We start from the raw sequence: 20,353 nt of genomic DNA, 5'->3' as shown, positions 1-20,353 counted from the left end.
GATCTCCGGTTCGGCTCAGGAGCGGTTGGCCTGACGCGCCGCGAAAAACGGCATGCGCGCACGCTTTTTCATGACGAGCGGTGGATGAAAGACCCGCGCGCCAATGCGCGCCGCGATCCACGACAGGCAGTTGCTGAGCACCAGATACGCCACCAGCGTGACGGAGAAGGTCTGGATATAGAGCAGCGTGCGCGAGTTGATGACGGTGGCCGTGCCGGTCAGCTCGGGCAGGGCGATCGCCGAAAGCAGCGAGGTGCCCAGTAGCAGCTGGATGAGGTTGTTGACGATGGCCGGATACACGGCGCGCGCCGCCTGCGGCAGCACGACCTCGCGAAACACCTGCGCGCGCGAGAGGCCCAGGATGCTGGCCGCTTCGAGCTGCCCGCGCGGCACCGACTGAATGCCCGCGCGAAAGACTTCGGAGAGATAGGCGCCCACGTTCACACCCAAAGCGATCACGCCCGCCACATACGCGCCCAGATTCAGCCCCAGCGAAGGCAGGCCGAAGAACACGATGAAGATCTGCAGCAGCACCGGCGTATTGCGAATGACCTCGACATAGGAGTGCGCCACGAGCCGCAGCACGCCCACACGCGAGGCCGACGCCAGCGCGGAAAGCAGGCCGAGCACCAGCGCGAGACAAAAAGCCAGCAGCGTGATCTGCAGCGTGAGCCATGCCGCCTGGATGAAGTCGGGCACGTAGCCCCACAAGGTGAGCCATTGATAACTCATTTCCTACCTCTGGGTAAAAGTCGGGCGCCCGTCGTGGACAGCGTGCATATCGTGCACTCGGGGCGCTTGCGCTCACATCTGCGGATTGAGCGAGTAGCGCGGCTCGACGCCGAACCACTTCTTGTACAGCTCGGCGTTCTGCTTCGAAGCGTTGATGTTGAAGAGGAACAGGTTCAGATAGTTCAGCCACACCTGGTCGCCAGCCTTCACGCCGAAGGCGTTGTATTCGAGCGGCACGAGGGCTTCGTTGGTCACGGCGAGATCCGGATCGAGCTTGGCCTGATAGGCGAGGAAGTTGTTGTCTTCGATCATCGCGTCGGCCTGGCCCTGCTTCACGGCCAGAATGGCGGCTTCCGAGCTGTCGTACTCCTGAATCTTCACCTGCATGTTCAGCGCCCGGACTTCGTCGCCGTTGGTCGAGCCCTTGACGGTGGCGATCGTGCGGTTCGACATGTCCTTGATCGACTGGATTCCGCTGCTCTTCTTCACCAGCAGCGCCTCGCTCGCCACGACATAAGGCGTCGTGAAGCCGATTTCCTTGGCGCGCTCCATGTTGCGCGTGAAGTTGCAGAACACGACATCGACCTTGCCCGTCTGCAGATTCGGAATGCGGTTGGCGCTCGTGGTGTTCACCACCTCGAGCTTCACGCCCATTTCCTTGGCGAGCTCCTTCGCCAGATCCACGTCATAGCCGTCGGGCTGGCCGTCCTTGTTGTAGAAGCCGAACGGGGCGAACGTCAGGCAGTCGCCCACGCGCAAGGTCCCGCGCTGCAGCACCGCCTGCAGCGTCGATGTCGCCGCCGCGTCCTGGCCCGTGGTGGGCACCTTCGTGCAGCCGGTGAGCACCAGCAGGCCCGCCACGGCGAACATGCAGGCGAACTTTGCGCTTTGTTTTACGAGTCTCATTTTGCAATCCTGATCGGGAAGGAATAAATCCATGCGTGAAACCGGGTGGCGCTCAGCCTGGCGTTGGCGGTGGGCGCTGACGAGGGCTCGGCAGGGATTGTTCCCTCGTTTTTAATGTCCGATATACCGGACAGCAGTCTGATACGCCGGATGCGAAGCAGTCTTCCACGGAAAAAAATTCCCGGCAATGGGGTATACGCGAGTACGCGCTGGAAAAATGCGCTCGCTTTTGGAGGCCGCGATCGGCAATGGCAACGGGGAATGGGTCCGGCAGGGCGCCGCGAATTGGGCGAAGCGGACGAAATGCCGACGACGCAATGGCGGCGACGCGCACAGCCGGCGTCGCCGAAGTGTTCTATGGGAATTTCAGGGAGGACGCCGCGCCTTATGGGCTATCGAACGCAGTCACTCATGCCGATCAGGCGAAATCGTTCGCATAACAAACTATTGAGGTCCGCCATGAGGCGGTTCGGCTGCAAAAGCGCGCGGTCCTCTATGAGGACTGGAAAAGGCGGCAGAAAATGCCGTAGTCACGCAACAGCCAGGCAGTGCCAGGCCGATGCAAAAGCGCGGATTCAATGAAACCTGGCGCCGCTCAAGCAGCCGTTTCATCGTCCTCATGGTGGGCGGCATCCCGTTTCGGCCGGCGCACCGCGCGGATTCTCCCGCTGGCGCCGCCGCCGCAGAAGAACTGGTCGGCGCCGTCCGACTCGAGTCCCGAAATACCCACGCCCGGCGGCATGTCGAGCCGCTCGAGCACCTTGCCCGTGTTCGGATCGATGTGCCGCAAATCGCTCTCGTCGCCTTCCCAGGTGGCGTGCCATAGCTCGCCGTCCACCCACGTCACGCCCGTGACGAAGCGGCTCGATTCGATCGTCCGCAGGATCTCGCCGGTCTCGGGATCGACCTGGTGGATCTTGCGCTCGCGGTACTCGCCCACCCAGAGCGTGCCGTCGGCCCATGCGAGGCCCGAGTCGCCGCCCTTGCCCGGCGCCGGCAGCGTGGCGAGCACGCGGCCCGTCTGCGGATCGATCTTCTGGATCTGCGCCTCGGCGATCTGGTACAGGTGCTGGCCGTCGAAAGCCGTGCCCGCATGTGCGGGAACGTCGATCGAGCGCACCGTCTCGCCGCTTTGCGGATCGAGCGCCGCCAGCCGGTTGCCGGCGGCGAACCAGACCTGAGCGCCGTCGTACGTGACACCGCCCACGTTTTCGACGCCCGGGAACGGGCCATATTCGCGAATGATGCTGGCAGGGGTGCGCTTCATCGTTTCCTCCTTTCGGTCCGCATTCGAACACCTGATGCCATCATCCTAGTCGCCCGGCAGCGGCGCGGGGAGTAACAAGCTGGTCGCGAATCCGGGAGCGGGCGGCATGGTCCAGCGGCGCGCGCGCCCCTGGCCGAACGCCTGCACCTTCTGCCCCGCCGCCAGCGCGTCGAGCGCGCGCTGCACGGTGCGCTGGCTCGCGCCCAGCGCGAGCGCGAGCGCCGAGCTCGACCACGACTCGCCGTCCGCGAGCAGGGCAAGCACCGCCGCGTGCTGCTCTTCAACGGGCCGCGCGAGCACGACCACCTCGCGCGCGCGGACTGGCGCGAATGCGAAACCTTGCTGTGTCGCGTCGATGTCCACGATGCCGCGCAGCAAGCCGCGCAGGCGCCCGATCTCGACGCGCAAACGCGCACGGTGCGATTCATCGGCGTGCTTCGTGCGAAACGCGCGCGCGATGAGCGCATCGCGCGGCACGTCGCCGGGCCACGCTTCGGCCAGCGCGCGCGCCAGCACGAACAGCACCGGCCGCCGCGCGAGCGGCACCACGACCGCGCCTTCGCGCACGACGTAACGGCATGCGTCGACAACCAGTGCCTGCGACGCCAGCAATGCTTCGACATCTTCGAGCCGCATGGCGCGCGTTTCGCCCCGCACGACGAGGCGCGCAGCGGGCGCTTCGAGCAGTTGCGCCGCGCTCTGGACCTCGGCGAAAAGCGGCGCAATGCCCGCGAGACGCGCCGCATGCGCGGCAATGGCCAACGCGTCGCGGGCCGCTTTCGTCTGGATGCGCCGCATCGCAATGCCCGCGGCGATCAACGCGTGCGCCGCGCGCAAGGCCGGTGGCAAAGGTGCGGGATCGATTCCGGCGAGCAGGTCTCCGGCCTCGTCGAGCCGGCCGATCAGCAGCAGACGGCGGATCTCCAGATAGCGCGCATGCGCGACGTTCAGGTGGTCGCCGTGCGCTTCGAGCGTGCGGCGTGCCGCATCGAGCGTGGCCACGGGCCAGCCGAGATCGCGCGACGCCAGCGCGATCTCGGCTTGCGCAACGATGCAGCGTGCGCGCGCCACCGCTTCTCTCGCGCCGAACGCGCTTGCCGCGCGGCGCAAGAGCACTTTCGCGCGGTCGAGGTCGCCGAGCTGCGCCATGGCGATACCGCGCAGCGCGAGCGCGGGCGGGTCGTCGCGCAACGCGACGCGATTGAGCGCGCCGAGCGGGTCACCGGCAGCGAGCGCGCGCGCCGCCGCCGTGATCAGCGAGTCCATGCTCATCGGAATCCCGACACACTTGTCACTCCCTCCCGTGCGAAGCCCCGGCCTAATCTACCACGGCAATCAGGCGGTTCTCGACTGATCAACAGGAGGCAATCATGGCAACGCACACGACTGGAACCCGCGAGCAATGGCTCGCGGCACGGCTCGACCTGCTCGCAGCCGAGAAGGAACTCACCCGGCGCGCCGACGCGCTGGCCCAGCAACGCCAGGCCCTGCCGTGGGTGCGGGTCGAGAAGGCGTATTCGTTCGAGACCGAGCAAGGCCAGGCAACGCTGCCGGAGCTCTTCGCCGGACGCTCGCAACTGCTCGTCTATCACTTCATGTTCGGTCCCGACTACGCGGCGGGCTGCCCGTCGTGCTCGGCGCTCGCCGACGGTTTTGCGGGCAGCGTCGCCCATCTCGCGAATCACGACGTGACGCTGATGGCGGTCTCGCGCGCGCCGCTCGCGAAGCTGCTGGCCTACCGGCAGCGCATGGGGTGGACGTTCGCGTGGGCGTCGTCGCGCGGCAACGACTTCAACTTCGACTTCAACGTCTCGTTCACAGCCGAGCAGCAGCGCGAAGGCAGCGTCGAGTACAACTACATGCGCGGCGGCCATGCGATGGACGTGGAGCCGCCGCCGGTACCCGTCGCGCAGTTCGCGGCGAGCTGCGGCACCGACGCCGCCACCTTCGCGCTCGACCGCCCCGGCATGAGCGCGTTCGTGCTCGAGGACGGCGTGGTCTACCACACGTATTCGACTTACGCGCGCGGCCTCGACGGCCTGTGGAGCATGTACCAGTGGCTCGACCGCGCACCGCGCGGACGCAACGAAGCGGGCGTCTGGTGGAAGCGGCACGACGAGTACGTCAATCGCTGAGATCGTTGAAATCGCTGAAATCGCCGGGGCTGGCCATGAACATCGTCGACATCGCACGCGTGCCCGAGGGGTCCCGGCGCGGGGCATCCCGGCGCGGGGCAGCCCGCCGCGTTGGATCGAACGCGATCCTGATCGGCGCGGGGGCGCTGCTCTTCGCGGCAAGCGCGGCCGCGACCGTGCGGCGCTACGCGTACATGGCGACGATGAGCGGAACGCCGATGGCGGGACGCTGGATGATATCGGCGATCTGGGCGCCAATGTGCGGACAGACGTGGCTGCATGCCGCCGCCTCGTTTGCCTGCATGTGGGCGGTCATGATGCCCGCGATGATGCTGCCCGTGCTCGTGCCGATGCTGATGCGCGAGCGCGAGCCGTCGAGCGATTCTGCTTCCATTCGATCTGCATTGCTAACGATATTGGTCGGCATGGGTTACTTCCTGGTCTGGATACTTGCCGGGTGCGCGGTATTTCCGCTGGGCGCCGCGCTCGCCGCAATCGCGCTGCGGGTGCCGGCGTTCGCTCACGCTGCGCCTGCGGCCGGGGGTGCGGTCGTTGTGCTCGCGAGCCTGCTGCAATTCACGTCATGGAAAGCGAAGCGGCTCGCCTGGTGTCATGACATGCGCCAACGCACACGGCGCGCTCCGGGGGGTGCGTGTGCGGCCCTGCTCCGTGGGATGCGCCTCGGATTGAATTGCGGAACCTGCTGCGGCAACTGGATGATTGTGCTGCTCGCGCTCGGCGTGATGGATCTGGGGTCGATGGCCATCGTGACGGCTGCCATCGCCGCAGAGCGCGTAGCGCCGTGTCACGGGCATGTCGTGCGGATTCTCGGGCTAGCCGGCGTTGCTGTGGGTGTGTCGATGATGGTGCGGGGTTTTTGACGCATCGATGACCGGGCTTACTGCGCGCGGTTCGCAGCGCTCTGGTGCCGCGCTGACGCGGCGAGCGCGCGGGTCACGCTTTCATGCCACATCGGCTCGAAGCGCCGTTCGCCTACGGCGCGGCCCCAGGCAACCACCCAGCGCGTCGCCATGATCCGCTCATCTGCGGAGTCGACTTGAATGAGTCGCTTCATCGCGCGGGAAAGGCGCTGCATGGCGTAACGCTTGCGGCGCGTCTCGATCTCGGTTCGCATCATCGTCATACCTTTTCGGGCTGCGTGACTGGCAAAACAGAAGATCGAGTAGACCAGAAAGTTTGTTCAGTGGGGGCCGAAAATGCGGCCTGGCCGCATTGGAGGAAACGCGAACAGGCCCGAAAGACCGGGCCCCGTTTTATTGCTCGAAAACCGCGAGCGCACCCTCACGGAGATCGTCGAGTGCGCGATCGCCGTCTCGCCGGGCTTCGGTTTCGTGGACGAACGTGGTCTCGCTATAGGCGATGACCTTGAAACCGCTGCCAGCAGGCCGCGGAACGGTAATGCCCCAGTGCCAGCCGCCTTCTTGCTCGAAGACATGCAGCCTTGGGGACGAGTGCAGCGTTGGCGTTTCGGACGTCATGATCGCACGCCCTCCTATGAATGAAAGCATTCGACGTCAATGGCAGACTCAACCAGTGTAGGCGCCATTTTGTTGCGCTGCAATAAGGATTGTTACCGACTGTTTGCGCTGCACCACGCTTCGTGCCCATATAGCGGGACTTCGGGCAAGGCCGCCCGGCGAACGATGTTGCAAAGCGCAATAAAAATTACAAAGCGCGCGGCGCGCCGTCACTGCGCGGCAGCACGACACGCAATGCGCATCGATTCGCATCGATTCGCAAGCGCGAGCCGAGCGGGTATCATCGAATCCCGTAAAAACTCCCCTGCCCGCCACCGCTTATGAACACCCCTGCCGATGCTTCCTCGCCGCGCACGCTGCGTGCGCTCACGCCGCTTGAAGCCCGCATCGTCGGCGTGCTGGTCGAGAAGCAGCACACCGTGCCGGACACCTATCCGCTCTCGCTGAACGCGCTCACCTCGGGGTGCAACCAGAAGACCGCGCGCACGCCGGTCATGAACGTGAGCGAGGCCGAGGCGCTGAGCGCCATCGAAGACCTCAAACTGGTGAGTCTCGTGTTCGAAGGCAGCAGCAGCCGCGTGCCGCGCTTCGAGCACAATCTGAATCGCGTGCTGGGCGTGCCGGCGCAGGCCGTTGCGCTGCTCACCGTGCTCATGCTGCGCGGCGCGCAAACCGGCGCCGAGTTGCGCCTGAACTCCGCGCGCCTGCACGGTTTCGCCGACGTGTCCTCGGTCGAGGCCTTTCTGAGCGAACTCGCCGAACGCGAGCCGCCGCTCGTGGTGAAGCTGCCGCGCGCGCCCGGCGAGCGCGAAAGCCGCTGGATGCACCTGCTGTGCGGCGAGGTGAGCGTGAGCGCAGCCGCGCTGGCTAGTGCGGATGCCGGCGAACGCGAGGCGGGCGGCGTGACGCCCGACGAGTACGAAGCGCTCAGGGCCGAACAACAGCGCCTCTCCGACGAAGTCGCGCGCCTGCAGACGATGGTCGAGCGCATGGCCGAGGAGCTGGGTATTTCTATCGAAAAGCTCTCGGGCGCCGCATAACGCAGCAAGGGGCGGCCTGAGCGCCGCCCGCACGTCGCGCACGCGCGTGTCGCGAACGCACATGTCGTGGACACGCATGTCCCCAACGAGCGCATCGCAGACGCGCATGTCGCAGACGCGCATGTCGCAGACGCGCATGTCGATACCGAATCGGCATGCGCGTTGCTTTATTCGCGATCCTGACCATATTCATCTTCATGCAGCGACAGGCTGGCGCTCTCGCGGCCTGGCCGCGAGAGCGCCGCCCCGCACGTCATTGCCCGATCTGGCGGCTGACGTGATTCTCCTGCTGGTTCAGCGCGCGGTCGTCCGCTCGCGTGATATGGCCGCCGTCCTGGCTCGCCATCAGACGCTCTTCCTGGCGGATCTGATGGTCGTCGCGATGCAGCCGGGCGGCTTGCGCGTGGGACATCTCGCCCTCTCTGACTTCGTTGTGAATGCGCCGATCCTGATTCGCCAGCCGATGATTGACTTCGACGCGGCGTCCATGCGTGGCGTCCCAATGCGTAGAGGTCGAAGCGGACGCCGTCCCGGCGAACGCGAGCGTGAGGGTGGCGATGGCGGCAAGATAAACGGGCAACGTACGCATGATGTTCTCCCTTGGGGTTTCCGTGAAGGTCGGCGACGGAACTATTCCGTCCATCCGCTCAACGCTGCCCGTTGCCGCGATGTTGACGTTGCATCTGTGAGTTCTGCAACCGGATATTTCCGCCGCCGCGCCGGGCCGATCCCGCATGCCTCACAGCAGCGGCGGCGGCACCGCATTACGAGTGCGCGTAGATCGGCTCGAGGCCCACGACGTCCGGCTGAGCGCCCGATGCCTGCGGCGTGCGCGCTTCGTGCATTGCCGCCGCATGCCCTCCTGCCGCAGAACTGCCGCTCGTCACGCCGCCGTAGGCGGCATTCGCACCGCCCTGGCCGGCGTCGATGCGTGCGAGCGCGGCTTGCAGGTTCGCGGGATATTGCGTGTTGTCACTGGCGGAGCGATAGCCGCTCTGCTCGAGTTGAACGAGTTGCGCGCGGACTTCTGCGCGGGTGATCACGTGATCCGTCTGGGCGAACGAAACGGCGGGAGCGGCAACGACAACGGCAGCAATGAGGGTGCGAACGAGGTTCATGACTTTCTCCAGATGTAAGGGAAGATCGCAATAAAGGTCTGCATCAAGACGGTACGCATGGGCCGCAATCCTGCTGCGCGTGCGTAGTATCCGAATCGAACGCAATTCGTGAATCCGTCTTGCGTGTAGGTATTTGAATCCTCGAACGTATCTCGCTTGTTTCCGCGACCGGGCCTTTTGCAAGCCCGTGTGTCGTTGCACGCCACAGATACATTGCGGTACAAACGGGCAACGCATGCGCTGCGTTCTTCGGCGCACAAAGGGCGCGCCAACGGTGTCCGCTCCGGCGGCAGCCCCTGCCTGAAAGCCTCCCGGAGCGCCTGCCGCCGCAGCGCCACGAAGCGGATGTACGGGCCTGCGTCCGCGCTGCGCCGCAGCATCTTTCATCGTTTCGCCAGTCCATTGTTCACAGCAGAAAACAATCAATTCAGCACACGAGTCTTTGCAGCGCGCCTGCACCTCCGTACACTGGCCTGCATCAACCCACCTGGCGAGGAGATGAGATGCAGGCCTATACCGATAGCGCAGACGTAGTCCACTTCATTGGCGGCAAGACCGAGCGCGGCACGGGCGACCGTACCCAGCCGGTGTTCAACCCGGCCACGGGCGCGGCCGCGCGGCGACTCGTGCTGGGCGAGGCCGCCGACGTCGACGCCGCCGTGGCGAGCGCAAAAGCCGCGTTCCCGGGGTGGAGCAACACGCCGCCCATCCGGCGCGCGCGCGTGCTGCTGCGCTTTCTCGAGCTCATGAACCGCCACAAGGACGAGCTGGCCGCCATCATCACCGCCGAGCACGGCAAGGTGTTCGCCGACGCGCAAGGCGAAGTCGCTCGCGGCATCGACATCATCGAATTCGCCTGCGGCGCGCCGCAACTGCTCAAGGGCGACTACACCGAGCAGGTCTCCACGGGCATGGACAACTGGACCGTGCGCCAGCCGCTGGGCGTGGTCGCCGGCATCACGCCGTTCAACTTCCCGTGCATGGTGCCGTGCTGGATGTTCCCGGTCGCGCTGGCCGCGGGCTGCACGTTCGTGCTCAAGCCGAGCGAGCGCGATCCTTCGGCGTCGCTGTTCATGGCGCGCCTGCTCAAGGAAGCCGGCCTGCCCGATGGCGTGTTCAATGTCGTGCAGGGCGACAAGGTGGCCGTGGACGCGCTGCTCACGCACCGCGACGTGAAGGCCGTGAGCTTCGTCGGCTCCACGCCCATCGCCAGCTATATCTACGAGACCGGCGCCAGGCACGGCAAGCGCGTGCAGGCACTCGGCGGCGCGAAGAACCACATGGTCGTGATGCCCGACGCCGATCTCGACCAGGCCATTGACGCGCTGATCGGCGCGGGCTACGGCTCGGCGGGCGAGCGCTGCATGGCGATCTCGGTCGCGGTGCTGGTGGGCGACGTGGCCGACAAGATCGTGCCGCGCCTCGCGGAGCGCGCGCGCCAGCTCGTCGTGAAGAACGGCATGGAAGCCGACGCTGAAATGGGCCCGATCGTCACGCGCCAGGCGCTCGAGCGCATCGAAGGCTATATCGCGACCGGCGTGGAAGAAGGTGCGACGCTCGTGGTGGACGGCCGCGGCCTCAAGGTGCCGGGCCACGAAAACGGCTTCTTCACCGGCGGCACGCTGTTCGACAACGTCACGCCCGAGATGCGCATCTACAAGGAAGAGATTTTTGGACCGGTGCTGGCGTGCGTGCGCGTGGACGACTTCGCACACGCCGTGCAGCTGATCAACGACCACGAGTTCGGCAACGGCGTGGCCTGCTTCACGCGTGACGGCAACGTGGCGCGCGAGTTCGGCCGTCAGATCGAAGTGGGCATGGTCGGCATCAACGTGCCGATTCCGGTGCCGATGGCATGGCACGGCTTTGGCGGCTGGAAGCGCAGCCTGTTCGGCGACATGCATGCCTATGGCGAAGAAGGCGTGCGCTTCTACACGAAGCAGAAGTCGATCATGCAGCGCTGGCCGGAAAGCACCGAAAAGGGTGCGGAGTTCACGATGCCCGTAGCCAAGTAATTCGCATCACGAAGTAAAAACAGACTGCGCCACTGCCCCGCTATACGCGGGCAGTGGCGCATTTGCATTTTGGGGACGCAGCAGCACACGGGTGGTCGCCGCCGCAAAATCAGGCTGCTTTTAGGAATTATCCCGTTCAAGCTGCGAACGAGGCGTAGCAGGATGGACGACCCGCACAACAGACAAAGGTGAAAGCATGTGGAGCGCTGAATCCTGGCTGGCGTCTCAATCGCTTTACTCGTCTGGACACTACGGCGAGGCACTGACGCACCTCGAGCGATTGCTGCAATCCGAGCCTTCACACAGGCAGGCCATCGAACTTGCCGCACGCTGCCTCCACGGGCTCCACCACGCAGCCAGCGAACAGCCAGACACGCAGGCGGGGCAACACACGCACGTGCGCCCGGACGATCAGGCGGAGGCGCTCAACCGTCTCGGCTGCTGGTTTTATGGCCGGGGGCAATTGCCGCAAGCGGAACACACCCTCGAACTGGCGCTTTCGGTCAAGCCAGACCGGCCAGAAGCGCTGAACAATCTCGGCCTCGTATTGCGCGCGCAGCAGCGTGAAGTGGAAGCGGAAGTCGCATTGCGGCGTGCAGTCGCCATCGCGCCGGACGCTCTCGCCGCGCGCAACAACCTCGCTGTGCTGCTCTGGCAAATGAAGCGCCTCGATCAGGCCGAAGCCGAATATCGCCGGATTCTCGGTATTCAACCCGGCTACGCACTCGCACACAACAATCTCGGGTTGGTCCTGCTGGACCTCGGCAGGCCCCGGGACGCGGAAGTCGCATTCCGGCATGCGCTGGCGATCGACGCCAGCACGCCGGAGATGCACAACAACCTGGGCAATGCGCTGAATCGGCAACGCCGCAGCAGCGAGGCCATCGCCGCCTATCGCGAGGCGCTGTCACTGCGCCCCGACTACGCGACCGCACGCGGGAACCTTGCAATGCTGCTGCTGGGACTTGGCGACTTCGAGGAAGGCTGGCTCCACTTCGAAGCGCGCAATGAAGCGTCCGCCGACACGCCCAACCGGCGGCAACCGCCGGTTCCTTATCCGAAATGGCGCGGCGAGCCTCTGGAGGGCAAGTCGCTGCTCGTCTGGCCTGAGCAGGGCTACGGCGACCTGCTGCAATTCTGCCGTTATCTGCCCTTGCTGAAGGCGCGCGGGGTGGCGAGGCTCGGCGTTGCCTGCCCGCCCGCGCTGAAGCGGCTTTTCGAGAGCCTGGAGGGCGTGGACGCACGCTATCCGCTCGACGGCACAGGCACGATTCCCGGCCATGACTACTGGTGCCTGCTGCTGAGCCTGCCGATGCATTTCGGCACGACGCTCGACACGATCCCGGCCCACACCCCCTACCTGCACGCGCCTGCCGATCTGACGCGCGAGTGGCGCGCGCGATTGCCCACCGGCGGCTTCAAGGTCGGCCTCGTCTGGGCCGGCGATCCACGGCCGCACGACCGCGCGTTGAATGCGATCGACCAGCGCCGCTCCCTGCCGGCGCGCGCATTCTTGCCCTTGCTGCGCATCGCGGAGCGTGCAGACGTGCGCTTCGTGAGCTTGCAGAAAGGCGCGGCGTCTCAGCCCCAGATCGAGGACTTGCCGGCGAACCTGCGGCCCTTCGATCCGATGGGCGGCGTGCACGATTTCGCAGATACGGCCGCGATCATCGAATGTCTGGACCTCGTGATCACCGTGGATACCTCGGTGGCGCACCTCGCCGGGGCGCTGAACAAGCCCGTGTGGATACTCTCGCGCTACGACGGCTGCTGGCGCTGGCTGCGCGAGCGCGACGACACCCCCTGGTATCCGCGTGCGCGCCTGTTTCGCCAGGCCGAGCCCGGCAACTGGGCCGGCGTCATCCATCGCGTGACGCAAGCGCTGGAGACGCTGCTCAAGCCGTGAAGCGGGCCGCCCTCTCGCGCATGATCTCGCGCGGCGTCACGCCGAGCACGCGATTCATCCAGTGCGCCAGATGGCTCTGATGCGCGAAGCCCACCTCCAGCGCGACCTGAGTCGCGTTGAGGCCCCCCTTCAGTAACAGCGTCTTCGCGCGCTCCACGCGCCGCCGCACCACGTACTGGTGCACCGGCATGCCCAGCGTCGCGCGAAACAGCACCTTGAAATGGGGCACGCTCAGCTCGACCAGGGCAGCCAGCTCCGCGAGCGTGAGACGCGCATCGAGATGGCTCTCGATGTAATCGGTCACGCGTGCGGCAAGGCGCGGCGCGAGCACGGCGACGCGCCTTGCTTCGAGCGGCCCGGCGGCGTCGAGCAGCCGTACCGCGATCGCCGTGCCGATGCTTTCCGCGTACAGCGGGTCCGAGGCTTCGCCCGCTTCGAGCTCGGCGCGCAGCGCCCATGCGAGATGCTGCAAGCGCGCATCGCGCATCTGCAGGCGCGGCTGAATCGTTGCGGTACCGGGCTTGCGCACGAGCTGTCCGGCGATCTCGCGCACGAACGTGTCCTCCAGACGGATGCTGAGCACCGTGCAGTCGGCGTCGTCGGTCCATACGCCGTCGAGACCCGCGGGCACGACGTCGGCATCGCCTTCGGCCTGGATGCGCGCGAGGCGCAAGCCATCGCAGGCACAATGCGCGCGCACCGGGGCGCCAAAATGGACGCCGACACGGTGGTATGCCGTGCCGGGAATGCGATGCCGGCCCGCCGAAATCGCCAGCATTTGCGCGCCGAAGCCACGCCAGTCCAATGCGTCACTGCTTGCGAGCGTCACGCGGCCAACCGCCGGCGCTATCGCGTCTTCCAGCACTGCATTCATGGCATCCCCCTTTGCGCGCCACCCGGGCGGCCCACTGCGCAAACGTCGAGCGGCCAGTTTAGTGGATTCGGGACCGCAGGCGTAGGGAGCCGGCGTGGAGTCGTCTGAGCCCGCTACCCCATCCGTATGACACCCTCTGAGTCGGCTTGTCATAGAAGCGACATCGATCGATTTCTAGAATCCGACACGGAGCCGCTCCGGCGCACCCGCGCAGGTTGCAGCGCAGCATCTGGTTCTCACTCGATGCCCCGGCCTGCGCCCAGGATATGCCGGCTTCAGCGTGGCCTCACGTGCCGGCGGCAGGATCAAGATGCCGTACCAGCAATGCAAGTTCTGAATAACAGAGGAATTTCTGACATGGCGGATCAAACAGCGACCGTTGTCGCAGCATCCCGCGCCGGCGCGAAGTCGGTGCAGGAATACATCGACGAATGTCCGGTCTGGCCGGACGGTACCCGGCTGCTGCGCTCGCCGATGACGGCGATGCAATGGCGCATCTGGTCGCTCGCGGCGGCCGGCAAGTTCTTCGAAGGCTTCGTCGTGTTTATGACCGGCGTCGCGCTGCCGCTAATCTCGCGCGAGTTCGGCATCGGCGCCGCGCAAAACGGCCTCGTTTCAGCTGCGAGCCTGATCGGCATCCTGGTCGGCGCGCTAGGTCTCGGCGGCATGTCCGATTACTTCGGCCGCAAGCGCATGTTCATCGTCGAGATGGTGCTGTTCTGCTGTTTCCTCGTGCTGCTCACCGTTTGCGCCAACTTCATCTCGCTCGTGGTCTGCCTGTTCGGGCTCGGCGTCGCGCTCGGCTGCGACTATCCGACCGCGCACATGATCATTTCCGAGAGCATCCCGAGCGCCAGCCGCGGCAAGCTGGTGCTCGCGGCGTTCGGCTTCCAGGCGCTCGGCGCGCTCGGCGGCACCGGGATAGGCTATCTCGTGTTGTCATTCATGCCGCAGCTCGAAGCGTGGCGCTGGATGTATGCGACCGCGATTATCCCCGCGGTGATCGTGACGATCGGCCGCTTCTTCATCACCGAAAGTCCGAGCTGGCTGCATGTGCGCGGCAAAGTCGACAAGGCCCAGGAAGCCACGCGCCGGCTGCTTCACCGCAATCCGCCCTATCCGGCCGACATCTCGCTCCATCACGCGGCGGAGGCCGGCGAGAGCCACGGCGGCCCGCAAAGGTTTCTCCAGTTGTTCAGCGGGAAGAACCTGCGCGCGACGATCTTTTCGTCGGCGCCCTGGTTCCTGCAGGATCTCGGCACCTACGGCATCGGCATCTTCACGCCGACGATTCTCGCGGTCGCGCTTGGCAGCAAGCCCGATCACGTGCGCAGTGTCAGTGACCTGATCCTGAACGACATTCTCGCGGCCAAGGGCGCCGCGCTAACCACGTCGCTGCTGATCGTCGGGATTCTGTTCGCGGTGCTGCTCGCGGACCGGGTCGGGCGCGTGAAACTGCAGGTTGTCGGCTTCATCGGCTGTGCGGTGGGCCTCTTCATCGCGGCGCTGTCCGGCAGCTTCGACGGCAGCGCGAAGACGACGCTGATCTTCGCTGGCTTCATGCTCTTCAATTTCATGACCAACGTCGGCCCGAATGCGCAGACCTATCTGCTCGCGGGCGAGGTGTTCCCGACCGCGATCCGCGGAGCAGGCGCGGGCTTCGCGGCGGCGGTCGGCAAGATCGGCGCGATCATGACCGCCTTCCTGTTCCCGATCCTGCTCGTCAGCCTCGGTACGAGCACGCTGCTGTACTGCCTCGTCGTCACGTCTGTGCTTGGGTCGGTCGTCACCTGGGTGTTCCGGATCGAGACGACCGGCGTGCGCCTCGACCAGATCGGCAAGTAAAGCAAGTCCGCCCTGTACCGGCCACATCGGCGCCGGTCCGCGCGGTGGCCACCACCCGACACGCAACAAGGGACATGATGATCGCAGCACAACGCAAATCATTCGTAGCGCGCGCCGTCGTGGCGCTCGCCGCCGCCATGTTCGGTGCGCACGTGAACGCGCAGCAGGTGACGCTGACCGAAACCGGCTCGACACTGCTCGCGCCGCTGTTCGAAACCTGGAGCAACGCGTATTCGAAGGCGCATCCGGCCGTGCGGCTCTCCGTCGGCGCAACCGGTTCTCAGGCCGGAATCGATCAGGTGATCGCGGGCAAGGTGAACATCGGCGCATCTGATGCGTTCATGTCGGACGCCGATGCGATCAAGCACCCGCAGATCATCAGCGTGCCGCTCGCGATCGCTGCGCAGACGATCAACTATAACGTGCCGGGGCTGAACGACATCCATCTCAAGCTCGATGGCCCGACGCTCGCCGGCATCTACACCGGCGCGATCCGCACGTGGGACGCACCGCAGATTGCTGCACTCAACCCGGGCGTGCAACTGCCGCATCACGACATCGTGCCGGTGCGTCGCAGCGAAGGCTCGGGCGACACGTTCGTGTTCACGCAATTCCTTACGTTCTCCACGCAGTCGTGGGAAGACGCGCTCGGCTATGGCACGACGATCGACTGGCCGAGCGTGCCCGGCGCACTCGCTGCGGTCGGCAACGCAGGCATGGTGAATGCGCTGAAGGCGACGTCGTACTCGGTTGGCTACGTCGGCGTGAGTTACGAGAAGGACATTGCCGCGGCGCACCTCGGTACCGCCGCGCTCAAGAACGGCGCAGGCGAGTTCACGCTGCCGACGAAAGCGACGATTACAGCGGGCGCGGCCTCTCTCGGTGCGCGCACGCCGCCGGACGAGCGTCTGAGTCTCGTGTTCGCGCCAGCTTCCGGCACGTATCCGCTCGTGAACTACGAATACGCCGTGGTATCGACGCGGCAGCCGAATCCCGCGGTCGCCAGCGAGATCCGCAAATTCCTCGAATGGTCGATCCTGCCGTCGGAGGAGAACGCTGCGTATCTGGAGGCGGTACATTTCATACCGCTGCCACCGCATACGTGGGAGCTCAGTACCAACCAGATCGAATCGATCAAGTAAGCGGCGCCCGCCTGAGGGTATCTCAGGCGATGACCTTCTGCTATGCGGCAGCCTGCTCGCGCATGCGACGGGCTTCGTCGCGCAGGAACTGCTGGTAATCGTCCAGATCGCCGTCGAAAGGCTCGACGCCGCCTTTGGTGACCAGCCAGAACTCATCACATACGGCGCGCAACAGGGCCCGGTCGTGACTGACCAGCATGACCGTGCCTTCGAATTCGTTGAGCGCCACGCCTAGCGCTTCGCGTGTGGCCAGGTCGAGGTGGTTGGTAGGCTCGTCGAGCAGCAGCAGATTGGGGCGCTGCCACACGATCATGCACAACACGAGCCGCGCCTTTTCGCCGCCGCTCATCGTGTTGACCGCCTGATGGACCATGTCGCCACTGAAGTTGAAGGTGCCGAGGAAGGTGCGAAGCGATTGTTCGGTGCCACTCTGGCCGGGCGCGCGCATGTGCGGCGGCGTGTCCCTGGCAAGGCGGATCATGTGTTCCATCGGCGTGTCGAGCGGACGCAGCACGTCGAGTTCCTGCTGTGCGAAGTAGCCGATGTTCAGCCCTTTGCCTTCGCTGATTTCGCCAGCAATCGGCGCCAGTGCGTGCGCCACCGTCTTCACCAGCGTGGACTTGCCCTGGCCGTTGGCACCGAGGATGCCGATGCGCTGCCCGGCCAGCACGGATCGGTTGATGCCCCGCACGATGACCGTGGGCGGCGTGCCCGGCAGTGCGCCGGTCGGCGCCGGGTAACCGAAGCTCGCGTCCAGCATCGACAACAGCGGGTTCGGGACGTTGAGCGGCTCCTTGAACTCGAAGGTGAACTCTGCGTCGGCAAGCACGGGGGCGATCTTCTCCATGCGTTCGAGCGCCTTGACCCGGCTCTGCGCCTGCTTCGCCTTCGAGGCCTTGGCCTTGAAACGGTCGATGAACTTCTGCAGGTGGGCGATCTTGTCCGCCTGCCTGGCCATCGCGGCCTGCTGCAACACGATCTGCTCAGCGCGCATCTCTTCGAACTTGCTGTAGTTGCCGCCGTAACGCACGAGCCTCGCGTTGTCGACGTGCACCGTCACCTGCGTCACCGCGTCGAGGAATTCGCGATCGTGGCTGATCACGACCAGGGTTCCCTGGTAGCGCTTGAGCCAGGCTTCCAGCCAGACCAGCGCGTCGAGGTCGAGGTGATTGGTCGGCTCGTCGAGCAGCAGCAGGTCGGACGGGCACATGAGCGCGCGCGCCAGCTGCAGTCGCATGCGCCAGCCGCCGGAGAAACTGTTGACCGGCTGGCTGAGCTGCGCTTCACTGAAGCCAAGGCCCAGGATCAGCGCTTGGGCACGTGCGGGGGCATCGTGCGCACCGGCGTCGTGCAGGTCCATATAGGCGTGCGCCATGCGCATACCATCGTCACTGGCCTCAGCGGCGGCTACTTCGGCCTGCGCGGCCAGCAGCACGGTGTCACCCTCGACTACGAAGTCAGTCGCGCCCTGCTCGGTTTCCGGCATCTCCTGCGCGACCTGGCCCATCTTCCACGCAGCGGGAATCGAGAACTCGCCGCTATCTTCGTGCAGCGTGCCGTTGAGCAGGCCGAAGAAGGACGACTTGCCAGCGCCATTGCGGCCGACAAGACCGATCTTTTCGCCGGGGGTAAAGGTGATGGACGCGTTGTCGAGTACGACATTGACGCCGCGGCGCAGCGTGAGATTACGGACGGAAATCATAAGGAGCTACTTCGGATAGGACTGGCATGATAGCCGACCGGACGTGCAGGGCCGTCTCTTTTCCGAGCCGCTCGCGCTTCGCGGCGCCCGCCGGGCATAAAGCAAGGCAGGCACTGGCGCCCTGCGCCAGGCGCAGCGCACCTGAAATGCATCATCCAGATTTGCTCGCTTCGATCCTTCCCTGCGCGTTTGGCTGTCCCGGCCCCTTTACGATCATGACCACCCCCATCGACCAGGACAGGAGTCGTCATGTACGTCATATTTGGAGCCTCGGGTAACGCCGGATTCGCAACGGCCGCAGCGCTGCGGCAAGCGGGCCGTGCCGTGCGCGCGATCGTGCGCGACACGCGTCACGGCGCGCGCCTTGCCGCGCTCGGCTGCGAGGTTGCGCTCGCGGATTTGACCGATCTGGCATCGGTTGCCGCGGCGATGCGCGGCGCGCACGCGGTGCAGATGCTTTGTCCGGTGCCCGTGGCCGACGCGCATCCCGAGGCGACGATGCGCAAGGTGATCGATGTCGCCGCCGGGGCGCTGCGCGCGGACCCGCCCGAGACCGTGCTCGCGCTGTCCGACTACGGCGCCGAACTGGATGCGAATACCGGCATCACGCGGCTTTTTCATTACCTCGAGGAGCAATTGAAGCCCGTCGCCGGCCAGCTGATTCTGCTTCGTTCTGCAGAGCATATGCAAAACTGGCGCCGCACGATTCCCGCGGCGCTGGCCTCGGGCGTGCTGCCGAGTTTTCATCATCCGTTGAACAAGCGCTTTCCCACGGTCGCGGCGCAGGACGTAGGCACCGCATCGGCGGAACTGCTGCTCGACGCGGCGCGCGGCAACGGCACCCGCGTCGTGAGCATCGAGGGGCCGAGGCGGATCAGCGCGGCGTACGTTGCCGACGTACTCGCCGAGATCGGCGGCCAGGAGGTGGTCGCGCGCGAACTGCCGCGCGACCAGTGGACCCCGGTGCTGCTGCGCGCGGGGCTCAGCGAGCGTCATGCACGGTTGATCACCGATCTCTACGACGTGCATAACGCCGGCAAGATCGATGTTGAGTTCGGCATGCACGAGCGGCGCTTCGGCAAGACGGAATTGATCGAGGTGTTTGCGCCGATCGTTGCTGGTTTGCGCACGGAGGCGCGCATGCAGGGGGCTTGAGGGTGGCGCGGCCGCTACGGCGTGTAGCGGCCCGACGCCGTCCGACCTTTGGGACACCAGGCAGATCATTCTGCGATCCGGCGGTGTCCTCGTTCCCGAGCGGGAACGAGTAGGCGTCGTTGCGCAGTCGGTCGCTCACTTCGTATCCAATCGGGTACGGAGTACGCTCCCCACGACCTCAACCTCTACTTTCGTTCCCGTACGGGAACGCAGTACTGCTTTGTCTGCATTCTTGTGCAACAATGTACCCGATCGGATACGAATCATGCCCCACATGGCCAGCCACGAAACCGTCCGGGTAAGCAGCATGACCGCACTCGCCAACCTGATTCGTGCCGCGCGGCTCGAGCAGGGGCTCACGCGTGACGAACTCGCGAATGCGACCGGGCTTTCGCCCAAGTTCATCACGCACGTTGAGAACGGGAAGCCCACTGCCCAATTCGGCAAGGTGCTGCATTTGCTCGCGGAGCTTGGCATCAATCTCACTGCGCAAAGCGCTGTGGCCATCTCTGAGGACAGTGTGCATAAAGCTTTGAATCGCAGACGGAGCCAGCATGGGCGCTAGCACGTTGATTGCGTACGCCAACCGCATCCCGATGGGCACGCTGCTCGCACAAACACGCCAGGAAGTGAACGAACTCGCGCGGCCCAATGCTGGCGAAACCCGGCTGCTCAATGCCATCACAGCTATGCCGATCGGCGAAATGCGCAAAGCCCTGGCCAGTGTGTGATATTGCGACGCCAGGCATGCAACGCCGCGCGTCTTCTCGATCCGCCGATTTTCCCGCTTTCCTGGCCTACATGTTCGGATAGTTCGGCCCGCCGCCCCCTTCCGGGGTGATCCACACGATGTTCTGCGTGGGATCCTTGATGTCACAGGTCTTGCAGTGCACGCAGTTCTGCGCGTTGATCTGCAGGCGGTCGTCATCCGAATCGCCTTTCACGAATTCGTAAACGCCAGCCGGACAGAAGCGCGACTCGGGTCCCGCATAGGTTTTGAGGTTGATGCCGACCGGC

At 65.4% G+C, this 20,353-nt stretch carries 21 protein-coding genes; 10 read left to right on the top strand and 11 right to left on the bottom strand.

What is annotated here, in order from left to right:
• Positions 1-15: 15 nt before the first annotated feature.
• The 4 genes from BO1_RS42195 to BO1_RS42175 all read right to left on the bottom strand — a co-directional run bounded on the left by BO1_RS42195 (position 16) and on the right by BO1_RS42175 (position 4,171).
• The gene (locus BO1_RS42195) at positions 16-732 is read right to left on the bottom strand and encodes an amino acid ABC transporter permease (RefSeq protein ID WP_028222712.1); all 717 of its coding nucleotides are present in this window, start codon (positions 730-732) and stop codon (positions 16-18) included.
• Positions 733-804: 72 nt separating this feature from the next.
• On the bottom strand, positions 805-1,638 hold the full coding sequence (locus BO1_RS42190) for an ABC transporter substrate-binding protein (RefSeq protein WP_028222711.1): 834 nt from the start codon (positions 1,636-1,638) through the stop codon (positions 805-807).
• A gap of 595 nt (positions 1,639-2,233) precedes the next feature.
• The gene (locus tag BO1_RS42180) at positions 2,234-2,905 is read right to left on the bottom strand and encodes a Vgb family protein (RefSeq protein ID WP_028222710.1); all 672 of its coding nucleotides are present in this window, start codon (positions 2,903-2,905) and stop codon (positions 2,234-2,236) included.
• Positions 2,906-2,950: 45 nt separating this feature from the next.
• Positions 2,951-4,171, bottom strand: a complete 1,221-nt coding sequence (locus BO1_RS42175; RefSeq protein WP_028222709.1) for a hypothetical protein — start codon at positions 4,169-4,171, stop codon at positions 2,951-2,953.
• A 104-nt stretch (positions 4,172-4,275) separates the two neighbouring features.
• Between BO1_RS42175 and BO1_RS42170 the strand changes: the two genes are divergently transcribed.
• Both BO1_RS42170 and BO1_RS55085 read left to right on the top strand, forming a co-directional pair.
• The gene (locus BO1_RS42170; RefSeq protein WP_028222708.1) at positions 4,276-5,040 is read left to right on the top strand and encodes a DUF899 domain-containing protein; all 765 of its coding nucleotides are present in this window, start codon (positions 4,276-4,278) and stop codon (positions 5,038-5,040) included.
• A gap of 35 nt (positions 5,041-5,075) precedes the next feature.
• The gene (locus BO1_RS55085) at positions 5,076-5,921 is read left to right on the top strand and encodes a DUF2182 domain-containing protein (RefSeq protein ID WP_084688725.1); all 846 of its coding nucleotides are present in this window, start codon (positions 5,076-5,078) and stop codon (positions 5,919-5,921) included.
• A 17-nt stretch (positions 5,922-5,938) separates the two neighbouring features.
• Here BO1_RS55085 and BO1_RS42160 read toward each other — a convergent pair whose 3' ends face one another.
• The gene (locus tag BO1_RS42160; protein WP_156992721.1) at positions 5,939-6,175 is read right to left on the bottom strand and encodes a hypothetical protein; all 237 of its coding nucleotides are present in this window, start codon (positions 6,173-6,175) and stop codon (positions 5,939-5,941) included.
• A gap of 139 nt (positions 6,176-6,314) precedes the next feature.
• Positions 6,315-6,539 carry a hypothetical protein gene (locus tag BO1_RS42155; protein WP_043288776.1) on the bottom strand — a complete coding sequence of 75 codons (225 nt, stop codon included), beginning with the start codon at positions 6,537-6,539 and terminating at the stop codon, positions 6,315-6,317.
• 320 nt (positions 6,540-6,859) lie between these two features.
• On the opposite strand from BO1_RS42155, the gene BO1_RS42150 reads away from it, so the two are divergent.
• Entirely contained in the window at positions 6,860-7,579 is a 720-nt protein-coding gene (locus BO1_RS42150; RefSeq protein WP_028222705.1) for a YceH family protein, read from the top strand.
• Positions 7,580-7,832: 253 nt separating this feature from the next.
• Here BO1_RS42150 and BO1_RS42140 read toward each other — a convergent pair whose 3' ends face one another.
• Both BO1_RS42140 and BO1_RS42130 read right to left on the bottom strand, forming a co-directional pair.
• The gene (locus tag BO1_RS42140; protein WP_028222704.1) at positions 7,833-8,168 is read right to left on the bottom strand and encodes a hypothetical protein; all 336 of its coding nucleotides are present in this window, start codon (positions 8,166-8,168) and stop codon (positions 7,833-7,835) included.
• A 175-nt stretch (positions 8,169-8,343) separates the two neighbouring features.
• The gene (locus tag BO1_RS42130; protein ID WP_028222703.1) at positions 8,344-8,697 is read right to left on the bottom strand and encodes a DUF4148 domain-containing protein; all 354 of its coding nucleotides are present in this window, start codon (positions 8,695-8,697) and stop codon (positions 8,344-8,346) included.
• A gap of 503 nt (positions 8,698-9,200) precedes the next feature.
• Here BO1_RS42130 and BO1_RS42125 point away from each other — a divergent pair.
• Together BO1_RS42125 and BO1_RS42120 are read left to right on the top strand one after the other, a co-directional pair.
• Positions 9,201-10,712 carry a CoA-acylating methylmalonate-semialdehyde dehydrogenase gene (locus BO1_RS42125; protein ID WP_028222702.1) on the top strand — a complete coding sequence of 504 codons (1,512 nt, stop codon included), beginning with the start codon at positions 9,201-9,203 and terminating at the stop codon, positions 10,710-10,712.
• 196 nt (positions 10,713-10,908) lie between these two features.
• On the top strand, positions 10,909-12,618 hold the full coding sequence (locus tag BO1_RS42120; protein ID WP_028222701.1) for a tetratricopeptide repeat protein: 1,710 nt from the start codon (positions 10,909-10,911) through the stop codon (positions 12,616-12,618).
• Here BO1_RS42120 and BO1_RS42115 read toward each other — a convergent pair.
• Complete coding sequence (locus tag BO1_RS42115; protein WP_028222700.1) at positions 12,608-13,492, bottom strand: helix-turn-helix domain-containing protein; 885 nt, start codon at positions 13,490-13,492, stop codon at positions 12,608-12,610. The genes BO1_RS42120 and BO1_RS42115 overlap by 11 nt on opposite strands.
• 357 nt (positions 13,493-13,849) lie before the next feature.
• Between BO1_RS42115 and BO1_RS42110 the strand changes: the two genes are divergently transcribed.
• Both BO1_RS42110 and pstS read left to right on the top strand, forming a co-directional pair.
• On the top strand, positions 13,850-15,337 hold the full coding sequence (locus BO1_RS42110) for an MFS transporter (protein ID WP_028222699.1): 1,488 nt from the start codon (positions 13,850-13,852) through the stop codon (positions 15,335-15,337).
• 74 nt (positions 15,338-15,411) lie between these two features.
• On the top strand, positions 15,412-16,479 hold the full coding sequence (gene pstS, locus BO1_RS42105; protein ID WP_218002857.1) for a phosphate ABC transporter substrate-binding protein PstS: 1,068 nt from the start codon (positions 15,412-15,414) through the stop codon (positions 16,477-16,479).
• A gap of 40 nt (positions 16,480-16,519) precedes the next feature.
• Here pstS and BO1_RS42100 read toward each other — a convergent pair whose 3' ends face one another.
• Positions 16,520-18,181 carry an ABC-F family ATP-binding cassette domain-containing protein gene (locus BO1_RS42100; RefSeq protein ID WP_028222697.1) on the bottom strand — a complete coding sequence of 554 codons (1,662 nt, stop codon included), beginning with the start codon at positions 18,179-18,181 and terminating at the stop codon, positions 16,520-16,522.
• 249 nt (positions 18,182-18,430) lie between these two features.
• Between BO1_RS42100 and BO1_RS42095 the strand changes: the two genes are divergently transcribed.
• The 3 genes from BO1_RS42095 to BO1_RS59860 all read left to right on the top strand — a co-directional run bounded on the left by BO1_RS42095 (position 18,431) and on the right by BO1_RS59860 (position 20,067).
• Positions 18,431-19,336 (top strand): NmrA family NAD(P)-binding protein, encoded by a 906-nt coding sequence (locus BO1_RS42095; RefSeq protein ID WP_028222696.1) that lies wholly within the window; start codon positions 18,431-18,433, stop codon positions 19,334-19,336.
• 265 nt (positions 19,337-19,601) lie between these two features.
• Positions 19,602-19,901 carry a helix-turn-helix domain-containing protein gene (locus BO1_RS42090; RefSeq protein ID WP_028222695.1) on the top strand — a complete coding sequence of 100 codons (300 nt, stop codon included), beginning with the start codon at positions 19,602-19,604 and terminating at the stop codon, positions 19,899-19,901.
• Complete coding sequence (locus BO1_RS59860; RefSeq protein ID WP_156992719.1) at positions 19,891-20,067, top strand: hypothetical protein; 177 nt, start codon at positions 19,891-19,893, stop codon at positions 20,065-20,067. The genes BO1_RS42090 and BO1_RS59860 overlap by 11 nt, the downstream gene beginning before the upstream one ends.
• A 66-nt stretch (positions 20,068-20,133) precedes the next feature.
• Here the strand turns inward: BO1_RS59860 and BO1_RS55080 are convergent.
• On the bottom strand, positions 20,134-20,353 hold a 220-nt coding region (locus tag BO1_RS55080; RefSeq protein WP_043288774.1), incomplete at its 5' end, for a 4Fe-4S dicluster domain-containing protein.

The organism is Paraburkholderia oxyphila NBRC 105797 (assembly GCF_000685075.1).
Lineage (GTDB): Bacteria > Pseudomonadota > Gammaproteobacteria > Burkholderiales > Burkholderiaceae > Paraburkholderia > Paraburkholderia oxyphila.
The sequence above is the reverse complement of the archived record's forward strand: the minus strand, read 5'-3'. Positions and strand labels throughout refer to the sequence as shown.

Excerpts from the sequence above, each read along its gene's own strand:
- BO1_RS42195 (WP_028222712.1), bottom strand. The coding sequence starts at position 732 with ATGAGTTATCAATGGCTCACCTTGTGGGGCTACGTGCCCGACTTCATC.
- BO1_RS42190 (WP_028222711.1), bottom strand. The coding sequence starts at position 1,638 with ATGAGACTCGTAAAACAAAGCGCAAAGTTCGCCTGCATGTTCGCCGTG.
- BO1_RS42180 (WP_028222710.1), bottom strand. The coding sequence starts at position 2,905 with ATGAAGCGCACCCCTGCCAGCATCATTCGCGAATATGGCCCGTTCCCG.
- BO1_RS42175 (WP_028222709.1), bottom strand. The coding sequence starts at position 4,171 with ATGGACTCGCTGATCACGGCGGCGGCGCGCGCGCTCGCTGCCGGTGAC.
- BO1_RS42170 (WP_028222708.1), top strand. The coding sequence starts at position 4,276 with ATGGCAACGCACACGACTGGAACCCGCGAGCAATGGCTCGCGGCACGG.
- BO1_RS55085 (WP_084688725.1), top strand. The coding sequence starts at position 5,076 with ATGAACATCGTCGACATCGCACGCGTGCCCGAGGGGTCCCGGCGCGGG.
- BO1_RS42160 (WP_156992721.1), bottom strand. The coding sequence starts at position 6,175 with ATGCGAACCGAGATCGAGACGCGCCGCAAGCGTTACGCCATGCAGCGC.
- BO1_RS42155 (WP_043288776.1), bottom strand. The coding sequence starts at position 6,539 with ATGACGTCCGAAACGCCAACGCTGCACTCGTCCCCAAGGCTGCATGTC.
- BO1_RS42150 (WP_028222705.1), top strand. The coding sequence starts at position 6,860 with ATGAACACCCCTGCCGATGCTTCCTCGCCGCGCACGCTGCGTGCGCTC.
- BO1_RS42140 (WP_028222704.1), bottom strand. The coding sequence starts at position 8,168 with ATGCGTACGTTGCCCGTTTATCTTGCCGCCATCGCCACCCTCACGCTC.
- BO1_RS42130 (WP_028222703.1), bottom strand. The coding sequence starts at position 8,697 with ATGAACCTCGTTCGCACCCTCATTGCTGCCGTTGTCGTTGCCGCTCCC.
- BO1_RS42125 (WP_028222702.1), top strand. The coding sequence starts at position 9,201 with ATGCAGGCCTATACCGATAGCGCAGACGTAGTCCACTTCATTGGCGGC.
- BO1_RS42120 (WP_028222701.1), top strand. The coding sequence starts at position 10,909 with ATGTGGAGCGCTGAATCCTGGCTGGCGTCTCAATCGCTTTACTCGTCT.
- BO1_RS42115 (WP_028222700.1), bottom strand. The coding sequence starts at position 13,492 with ATGAATGCAGTGCTGGAAGACGCGATAGCGCCGGCGGTTGGCCGCGTG.
- BO1_RS42110 (WP_028222699.1), top strand. The coding sequence starts at position 13,850 with ATGGCGGATCAAACAGCGACCGTTGTCGCAGCATCCCGCGCCGGCGCG.
- pstS (WP_218002857.1), top strand. The coding sequence starts at position 15,412 with ATGATGATCGCAGCACAACGCAAATCATTCGTAGCGCGCGCCGTCGTG.
- BO1_RS42100 (WP_028222697.1), bottom strand. The coding sequence starts at position 18,181 with ATGATTTCCGTCCGTAATCTCACGCTGCGCCGCGGCGTCAATGTCGTA.
- BO1_RS42095 (WP_028222696.1), top strand. The coding sequence starts at position 18,431 with ATGTACGTCATATTTGGAGCCTCGGGTAACGCCGGATTCGCAACGGCC.
- BO1_RS42090 (WP_028222695.1), top strand. The coding sequence starts at position 19,602 with ATGCCCCACATGGCCAGCCACGAAACCGTCCGGGTAAGCAGCATGACC.
- BO1_RS59860 (WP_156992719.1), top strand. The coding sequence starts at position 19,891 with ATGGGCGCTAGCACGTTGATTGCGTACGCCAACCGCATCCCGATGGGC.